Here is a 9,211-nt window from a genome sequence, read left to right as displayed (position 1 = left end):
GAACAACACAAAAGCGAATCCATTATGAGCGATTATTATGAAACCCTAGGTATTTCTCGCGACGCTTCTCCTGAGGAGATCAAGAAAGCGTACCGTAAGAAGGCGTTAAAATATCACCCAGACAAAAATTCTGGCGACGACAAAGCCGCTGGCCGTTTCAAGGAAATTTCTGAGGCTTATGAGGCTTTGAGTGACAGCAATAAGCGTGAACTCTACGATCGTTATGGCAAAGAAGGCCTGTCCGGCGCTGGAATGGGTGGCCATGCAGACTTCGGATCTATGGAAGATGCTCTTCGTACCTTTATGGGAGCTTTTGGTGATTTCGGCGGTGGGTCTATCTTCGATTCTTTATTTGGCTCTGCAGAAGCAGGACGTGGTGGTTCCTATGCACAGCAAGGGGCTAGCAAGAAAGTCGACGTCGCTGTCACCTTCGAAGAGGCAGCAAAAGGTGTAGAGAAGGAGATGGCGATATATAACCATGTTCTATGCGGAGAATGCAACGGAAGCGGAGCAGCATCACCACAGGCGATAAAAACATGCTCGAGGTGTGGCGGTTCCGGACAAGAGACACAACATCGTGGGTTTTTCAGCATGTCGGCGACATGCTCGCAGTGCGGCGGACGTGGAAAGACTATCACCGACGTATGCAAAAGCTGCAGAGGTAATGGCAAAGTCAAAGAAAAGCGTCATGTTAAGATAACTATCCCTTCCGGTGTCGACACCGGGATGCGCCTGAAGATGCGCGGATATGGCGACGTCGGCGAAGGCGGAGGCCCTAGCGGCGACCTGTATGTCTTCATACACGTTAAAGAACACAAACTATTCGAACGCCAAGGTGATGACGTCATACTATCTATGCCGCTAAGCTTCGCAGAAGTGGCTTTAGGATGTAAGAAAGACGTCCCTACAATACTAGGAGCAGAATACCGCCTGACGATACCAGAAGGTACACAGCCAGGAAAGGTGCTACGCATAAGAAACGAAGGATTCCCAAACGTCCACGGACAGGGCAAAGGCGATATGCTTGTAAAAGTCCTTGTCGAGACGCCTGTCAACCTTAATGACAAACAGAAAAATATCCTAAACGATTTCGAAAAACTCCGCGAGCCGCACAATACCCCTAAAAAAAAAGGGTTTGTCGAAACTGTAAAAGGTTTCTTTCAGCGATAATACGCTATATCGAAATGATAGCATCGAAGATACGCGCTCTTTTCAACGTAGCGGAGACAAGCTCATAAATGAGCTTTATAGACGATACTGCCCTTGACATAAAGACCTCAGTTTTAGACAATACTCTTTTTATATCATAGCAAAAAAATAGTATGTTATCATCATCATCATCATTACCTAAATCACCATCAAAATTATGTATAGTAGAATTTGCCTTAAGAAAAGCTCCAGAGGGTAAAGATGGGAAGTCATCAGATAAAGTGGTTGGTAATATTCGAGGGCGTGATGTAAAAGTATCTAAAAGCCAAAAAAAAAGTACAGGAAAAATATTTAGAAGTTGCACAAATAGAGAAGGTGCACCTGCCTCTAGAGGCAAAACGTCACCAAAATATGTGTATATCAAAGCAAGTCGCAAAACTTGCGAAGAATGGAGGCCTTTTGTGAATTCTCCTGATTATTGGCCGTTTGTGAAAGTCATCCGTTGTGAGCAAGAACGTCAACACGCGCGGTTCCAGGACCAACGACGCCGAGTTTCTTCGCAGCACCGTAAGACAAGTCGATAATTCTTCCTTTTACGAAAGGACCCCTATCGTTGATGCGTACCACCAAAGTCTTTCCGTTGTCGAGGTTCTTAACGGTGACATATGTCCCCAACGGCAAGGTCTTATGCGCCGCCGATATCCCATACATATTATAAGTCTCACCATTGGCGGTCTTCCTGCCATGGAACTTCTTGCCATACCATGACGCCAAGCCGCGCTCACGATACCCACGAGCATAAGGAAGAGGCTGGTACCACTTCCCTGAGATCTTATAAGGTTTGGGATAGTTAGGACGTGACGAAGTCCTGAACATAGAACATCCACATACTGTGAATAGTAGCGACAAAAAAAGTATAAAACAGGTGTTCTTTTTCATTTATTAAAGCAGGGGTCTACAATTCTATCGGTGTGGGGTCATAATATTTTAGATGCATAGTGTCGTCGGAATAATTCGTGACATCACGCCCGCCATGAGAACATCCTACAAGCATCACCATCCCAACAATAATAATACCAATTCTCAATAAAAACTTCACAAATTCATCCTCATCTTTTTGCGTAGAATTTTGCGCTCGATCTTGCTAACACACCAACACTTCATAAACATCCCTTTTCATTGATCATTGATCATTGATCATTGATAATTGATAACTGATCTACGGTATTATCAACGGCGTTCCCACCTTTATATTGTCTTTGTCGACGACCATGTCTTTGTTGGCATCGTATATCGCCTCCCACTCTTGGATGGTGCCGTAGTATTGCAATGATATCTTCGTAAGAGTCTCGCCTTCGGAGACGAGGTGTATACGCGTTATCGCGCTTTTGTCGATGTTGTTGTCCCACGATGACACATCGTACTCTTCTTCGACGTATGACACCGGTGCCTGCGCAGTAGCTTTAGGGGCGGGGGTTTGTTGTTTTAGGGTGTCGTAGTCTTTCTTTATCTTGTCGAGTTCTAGGTACATCTCTTTGCGCGCTTTGTCGATGCCTTTCAGAGACGTTTTCTGCATGGTAAGCTCTTTCTCTAGCTCCGCAAGATCGTGGGCTTTGGCGTCGAGGGCTTTCTTCTGAAGAGAATACTCTTGCTGTATTGTCTGTAGAGCGATGATCTTATCGCTGAGGACTTTGTTCTCCTGTAGAAGAGATAGGACTTTCTGCTCGAAAGATGCTTTCTCGTTGGTATGTAGGGATGTTTCTTTTTCGAGAAGGGCTTTACTCGTCGACAGCTCTTTTTCTAGAGATATTTTTACGTCAGCATGTCTCTCTTCGAAGAGGGCTTTCGTCATAGCAAGCTCTTTTTCTAGGGTGGCTTTTGCTGCCGACATAACACTATGAAGGTCTTGAGCTTCTAGGATAGAAGTATTGGCTTTCATCCTCTTGGAGCGTTCGTCTTCGAGTTCCTGCTCTAGGGCGGAACGTAGCGACATCTCTTTCGATATCGTACGCTGTTGCGACTCCTTAGAATCTTCGAGCTCTTCGATTCTTTGTCGATATTCTTCGTCTTTAGCAGCAAGGTCGGCGATGGCGTTTTCGCCGTTCTTAAGCTCTTCTATCTGCGATTGCGCCTTGTCTAAAGCACTTTGCAGAGAATTTCTCATCTCAGCGTCTTGGTCGAGCTTTTTCTTGGAGCGGGAGAAGTCGTCGGAGAGGTCTTTGTAACGCATCGCAAGCTTTTTAAGAGTGCCCTTGGCTTCGTCGAGAGTGCTTTTCTGCTCCTGACGCAACGCTATCTCTTTGTCTAAAGCCTCTTGAAGGGCAGGGTCTTGGAAGGAGACAGAAGCTTCAGAAGCCTCCGAAGACATCTTCTCGAGCTCTCCGCGAGCCTTGACAAGAGCGACTTCTTTCTCGTTATTGCTGCTGGCGAGGTCTTTAACGGACTCCTGTAGCTCCTTACGCAGAGCGATCTCTTTGTTTAAAGAAGAAGTCAAAGAGCCTTTCTCTTTTTGGTGCTGTTCTAAAAGTTCTACATTAGAGCCTTTAGATTTTGCCATGATGAGAAGCTTGTCGGTGATGTCTTTCTTCTTGGAATATTTCTCGGCGAGCATGAAAAGCTTGTTCTCCCTGTCGGAAAGAAGAGACTTCAGATTCTTTAGATCTTCGCCGAGGACTTCGATGCGCTGTGATTTCTCGGCAAGAGTGCCTTCAAGGGCGGCGATATCGTCTCCAGTAGTGGCAGAACCTTCGACGCTGGTAATATCGCTAGAAGCATCCTGAATATCAGCAATAGAATTGCTAAGTAACTTTATCTGCTCCTTATTATCGGAGAGCTCCTGCTCCAACGATGTACGGTCGGCGTTCATCTGTGCGATTAGAGCCTTCTTATTATGAAGATCCTTAGTAGTATCGAATAATACCTTACGCAAACCCGTCGTAGGAGAACGCCCTATGGCGTCTTTTAAATTATCAATATGAGCCTTCTGCTTTTCGAACTTCTTGCTGAGATAGTCGACCTTCTTAACTAAAAGAGCATTGTCATTGTCGAGGTCGTCGATGACGATAGCATCGCTGGCATCGGCAAGATACTCGGCTTCATAGTCGGCGATAGCAAGAGCAGGAGGCGTGCCATAAGGCGCCGTGTCTCTGCTCATAACAAACCACGTAGCACAACCAACAATAGCAAGACTTACGGCGACAGTAGTGACGACGGTAGGGAACATGCCACGCCATGAAGGACGACGTGCGGCAACAGGAGATGATGACGGCATGCGCCGTGGCTGCTGGGGAACTTCGTCAGGCTCTATGTCATCGACCATGTCTAAGGCCATATCAAAATCTATGTCTGGCATGACGATGCTCTCTTCGATAACAGAATGACGGGGAGGCGCAGGAACGTCTTCTGTTATAGTATGGGGGCGTTCTTCGAAAGAAAGAGGGTGGATGTGAGGCGCTATGACAAGGGCGTTCATACTATGACCACGAGACTTTTTCTTCGCCTTGTCAAGGGCTTTGCCGCCATGGGCATCGCCGATGTTGGCGAGGTCTTCCTTAGAAAGATGCTCGCCAAGACCATAAGATACCGCGACAAAATTCCCGACATCACAGGCAGGAATACGACGTATGTATACCTTGATATTATCGTCAAGACCAAGGATGTTGCGGAGAGCGTCGTGTCGTTCTTTAGTAGATAAACGCGGACGTAGATTCGTGGCATGCGTGTCAAGGAACGCAAGAGAAGCAACGCCATCATTGACATCATAAAGCCTGCAATCACCAAGACCAGCGATGATGATCTCTTCGTTAGAAGATATGTCGAAGTCCGACGACACACCATAAGTCTTAGCAAGGGCGATGATAAGACCAGAAACCGCGACCTTGCCATCACCGAAAGTGTGACGTACCGCTTCATTGCCGGCTTCGAAGGCGGCAATAAGAGCTTTCTCGTCGAGAGGGGAGTCGCCATAAGAGATAAGATGCTGGTTTATCGCAGTAGTAGCGATGGCAGCAGCATGGGAACCTTTCAGCGAAGATTCATAATCCCCACCATCAGAACGACATACACCGTCGCAGAAGATGACGAAAGGGTTGTCGTTGTCTAAAACTTGAAGTATCCCAGAATCTTTGGAATCTCTAGAAAAAAAAGGAAGATCTTTGTTGCTCATTATGATGTCCTATAACTATTTTTTTCACTACCTCTTTATAGATAAAATACGACAAAAAGACAAACATAATCCCGCTTTCTTTGAAATTTAACGCATGATTGCCGGACTGTATGCGGAGCCCAAACTTTTAGTTTGCCATTTGCCAATTATATTTTACAGCTTAGTCTTCTCAAGACCAGCCTCTATAAAGTTGAGGGTCAAAGACTTAGCGAAGAAATGCTGTCGTGGAGCTGTTTTCAGCCACAAAAAAAACCTGACCCCACAATTATATTCTGTGAATTTTCTTGACTTCTTCAACTATTTATTATATCATTAAATTAGGTAGAGAATTAAAAAGTTAACATAAAAGATAAAAGAGAGGACTTAAAAATGGCAACATCATTACCAGGATCAGAATCAACACCACCAACAGGCGCAGCACAGCCTGGCACACCGTCAGAACCTACTCCTCTATATGAAGTTACCTGCAATATAGGCAATGGAGAGCATACAATTTCGGAATTTGAAGCGTTAGCATCGGCTGAAGGCAAAGAAGGAATAGCAAAATTAATTACAGAAGTTCGAGTTGCTGCTCATACAATTATGGAGGCAGTAAAAGAAATTGAGTCAGGCCATAAAGAAATAGGAAGAACTGTTTTTGGAGAAGAAGAATATACATTCACCGCTAGCAATTTAAGTGAAAGCAAGACGACAGAACATGTTGACGTAAAAGAAGAGTTCGCAAAAAAAGTTGAAGCAATGAACGACGCGAAAATAAAAATAGAAGGGCTGTTTGAAAAATTATTAAAGATCAAGGAGAAGGCGGAGCCAGCTAAAGAAGAAGGTGCTTCACCTACAGTAGCAGACACAGCAGAAGCAGCTACGCAAAAAACGGGTTCGAATGTCACTATTACTACACCGTCAACGTCACAACGAAAAAGAAAATTAGATGAAGAAACAGATAATCCCGAGGTTAAACGAAGAAAGACAGAAGAATCAGTATACAAAGAATGTGAAAAAGACTTCGAAGAAATAAAAAAACGACTAATAGAAAAAAAAAGAGATTTAAAAACGGCACAAAGTCTTTCAAATCAGGCGGAGAGAGACTTTAGAAGAGGCTTTGGTTTAATAAAACAAAAACTAGCTCTGTTATCTGATGTTGATAAAACAGGAACAAACACACTAAGAGACAGAGCAGACGCACTAAGAGACAGAATAGATTTAGTTATAGAAGAAATAGGCCCAGCAACGAAAAGACAAAGCAAAAAGCCAAGTTAACATTAGAGCATTACATATCATATTCTTTGTAAACGATAAATTGAACCTGTGTTATCATGTATATCGACCTTTTCAGATAGTTTTTGACGCTTTTCAGCTATTTTTATGTGGTCTTTAGGGTCGTGTGTATATGTTTTTGTTTTTTCTAGTGCTAAAATAGCAAGCCTTTTTGTGGGTATAATCGTTTCGTCCATTGTTTCCCTGATATATGTAGTGTCATGGTCAATTTCATTTATAACAGATTTTATATAAACGTTTGATAAACTCTCAAACAGAAGTTTCAATTTATTATCTTCGATAATTTCAGCATATTCTCTTTTAGCCAAAAACTTAACGGGTTTTTTTTCATCATCTTCTTCTATGTCTACAAGAAGCTTATATTTATTAGCTGCATCGTCTAAAAGATCGCTTACAACCCCGTATTTAAAATCTTCGGATTTATCGTCTGTAACATTATCGGCAGCAAATATATAAGAATCTCCATCTCTTAAGATTTTATCAAATTCAAAACGTTTTAAGCCTTTTTGAGCAGCTTTATTAATGCTAGCATAGGTCGTTTTGCTTCTTGGACTAACCTGTTTCCAGCCTGAAAGCTTAGCTTTAGCTCTGTCTTCCAGAATTTTAACCGCTTTCTTTATACCCTCTTCAGATAATGTCGGGGCAGAAAAACAAAACGCGTCCACAAATTTTTTAACCTTGTCAGGCGTGTCAAGATCAGAAGCCTTATTATCAAACAAACCTTCCTCTGAAGTTTCGTCTGTCGGCGGTGCAAGTACAGACTCTGCCGGTGGGGCTAAAGGCGGTTCTTGATAAACTACAGAAGGCGGCGGTGCAGTAGGAGCTTCGTCTGCCTCATCAGCTTGAAAATAAACGGGAACGTCACTACTCTGTCTCTGTCCTGTAGGATTAGGGAAACCAGTCATAACAAAAACCTCTTGTTTTTAAGTGTTTATAACAAACTATAATATTACATGTTATATTATTTATTACTACTATTGTACAGGTTTTGTTTTTTATTGTCACTGATAAAAAGATCTTTTTTGTTTTTATTGTTATGATTTAGAGTCGGTTAACAACTTGAAGTTATGAAAAACACAAAGAATGACTAGCAATGACCAGCAACGACTAAAAATGAAGGCGTGTCGGGGTCAGGCCTGCGTAACTGCATTCATGAACATTAAATCTTAATTTTGTTTTTCTCAATATCCTGATATTAATGTAGTTATAATCACCGCGCAGTATTATCGCATTCTTATATATTCCTTTTTTAATATACTTATGAACATTGTTTTTTGGTATGGGTCATGCATAACATCAGTTAATAATTTTATTACTTAAACTATAGACTTCCACTCACCCAGAAGAAAATCGCGCACTCTTTTTTCTAGTTTCTGGACAAGAACTCTAACAGTGGCTTCTTTGTTGCATTTTTTCTCAATATCGGTAGCGGCTCGGCTCAATGTTGTTGAATTACGCCCAAAACGTTCTGCTAATTGTTCCAACGACACATATGGTAAACGCCTCGCGAGCAAAGCTATCATCCCACGCGTTTGTGCAGCAGCATTATTTCTTACAGTGAAATATAATGACTCCTTTTTGACATCTAGGTTTTTACACGTTTCGTCAATCATATGTTCAATAAGACATTCAACATCGACTTTATAAGGTAGGTGCATCTTGTTCTTCTTGAAGATGCGCTCGGCGAAATCATCCTCACCCAAAATGGCCCCTTGATGTGTTCCTGTATCGAATGCCTTTAGCGTAGTATTTATATCTTCATCCTTCATAAAAGCATCATAGCCTCCTTGGGCTAGAGCATCATCGTGATGGAAACGGGCGAGGACAACAGACGTTGTCAACCACGAAATATTGTTGACTCCCATATAACACTGATGACTGCTCCAAGGATATACGATGGCATCATCTACAAGAGCAGCACGTATGGGATTGCGATGAATATATCGTACCAACATCAATAAGTACCCTCGTTCGTCGACGACAAGTGAACGGAATCGGCCCTGAAACAAGTGACCGACACGCCCATGTTTTTTATTTTGGTATCGCGTATAGCGGAAAGAGAGGTTTTGTAATATCTTTGAAAGAGGTATTTCACCAACTTGAATAAGAAGGTGAACGTGGTTTGTCATCAGGCAAAAAGCGTGGATACGGTGACCGAAACGCTCGACGCCTTCTTGTAACAACAAATAAAAACGGTAACGGTCTTCGTTAGAAAAGAAAATATTTTGTCCTCCGTTACCTCGTAGCATGACATGATAAAAAAATCCAGGAATGTGAATACGTCGTTTGCGTGCCATAATATCTCCAAAGAATTATGTTTATAAGTACATTAAAAAAAGAAATATATATAAACAAGGAAATATTATGCTACAACCGTAACTGTATTAATATTAAGATATTAAGAATGGGCGGTGTTAAAACTTAAAGTCTGGGAATGCAGTTACGCAGGCCTGACCCCCTGACCCCAGGCCTGACCCCCTGACCCTCATAAGAAGACGCCCCTTTTATTTAGACTGAAAAAGTTTTATCTCTTCCTTTCCTTTTTTTTGTAATATCGAACCAGATAACATCTACAAATTTTGACCCCATTTTCTAACTTTCCGCCCAATCTTTAAATGCTTG

8 protein-coding genes are annotated in these 9,211 nt (G+C 42.5%); 2 read left to right on the top strand and 6 right to left on the bottom strand.

All coding sequences use genetic code 11. From position 1 onward, the window contains the following. Window positions 1-24 precede the first annotated feature (24 nt). Window positions 25-1,170 (top strand): molecular chaperone DnaJ, encoded by a 1,146-nt coding sequence (gene dnaJ / locus HN980_07025; GenBank protein MBT6929224.1) that lies wholly within the window; start codon window positions 25-27, stop codon window positions 1,168-1,170. 4 nt (window positions 1,171-1,174) lie between these two features. Here the strand turns inward: dnaJ and HN980_07020 are convergent, their stop codons facing one another. From HN980_07020 to HN980_07005, 4 genes are all read right to left on the bottom strand, one after another. After that, a complete protein-coding gene (locus HN980_07020) occupies window positions 1,175-1,546 on the bottom strand; it encodes a hypothetical protein (protein MBT6929223.1) in 372 nt (123 codons plus the stop codon). A 98-nt stretch (window positions 1,547-1,644) separates the two neighbouring features. Continuing rightward, window positions 1,645-2,088: a septal ring lytic transglycosylase RlpA family protein gene (locus HN980_07015; GenBank protein MBT6929222.1), complete on the bottom strand. Its 444-nt coding sequence runs from the start codon at window positions 2,086-2,088 to the stop codon at window positions 1,645-1,647. Window positions 2,089-2,104: 16 nt separating this feature from the next. Then, on the bottom strand, window positions 2,105-2,248 hold the full coding sequence (locus HN980_07010; GenBank protein ID MBT6929221.1) for a hypothetical protein: 144 nt from the start codon (window positions 2,246-2,248) through the stop codon (window positions 2,105-2,107). A 120-nt stretch (window positions 2,249-2,368) separates the two neighbouring features. After that, the gene (locus HN980_07005; protein MBT6929220.1) at window positions 2,369-5,314 is read right to left on the bottom strand and encodes a LysM peptidoglycan-binding domain-containing protein; all 2,946 of its coding nucleotides are present in this window, start codon (window positions 5,312-5,314) and stop codon (window positions 2,369-2,371) included. A gap of 369 nt (window positions 5,315-5,683) precedes the next feature. On the opposite strand from HN980_07005, the gene HN980_07000 reads away from it, so the two are divergent. Continuing rightward, window positions 5,684-6,571, top strand: a complete 888-nt coding sequence (locus HN980_07000) for a hypothetical protein (GenBank protein ID MBT6929219.1) — start codon at window positions 5,684-5,686, stop codon at window positions 6,569-6,571. A 17-nt stretch (window positions 6,572-6,588) separates the two neighbouring features. Here HN980_07000 and HN980_06995 read toward each other — a convergent pair whose 3' ends face one another. Further along, window positions 6,589-7,494 (bottom strand): hypothetical protein, encoded by a 906-nt coding sequence (locus HN980_06995; GenBank protein ID MBT6929218.1) that lies wholly within the window; start codon window positions 7,492-7,494, stop codon window positions 6,589-6,591. Between the two features lie 411 nt (window positions 7,495-7,905). Further along, on the bottom strand, window positions 7,906-8,886 hold the full coding sequence (locus HN980_06990) for a transposase (protein ID MBT6929217.1): 981 nt from the start codon (window positions 8,884-8,886) through the stop codon (window positions 7,906-7,908). Between the last annotated feature and the right edge of the window lie 325 nt (window positions 8,887-9,211).

This window comes from Waddliaceae bacterium (assembly GCA_018694295.1).
In the GTDB taxonomy this organism is placed as follows: domain Bacteria; phylum Chlamydiota; class Chlamydiia; order Chlamydiales; family JABHNK01; genus JABHNK01.
The sequence above is the reverse complement of the archived record's forward strand: the minus strand, read 5'-3'. Positions and strand labels throughout refer to the sequence as shown.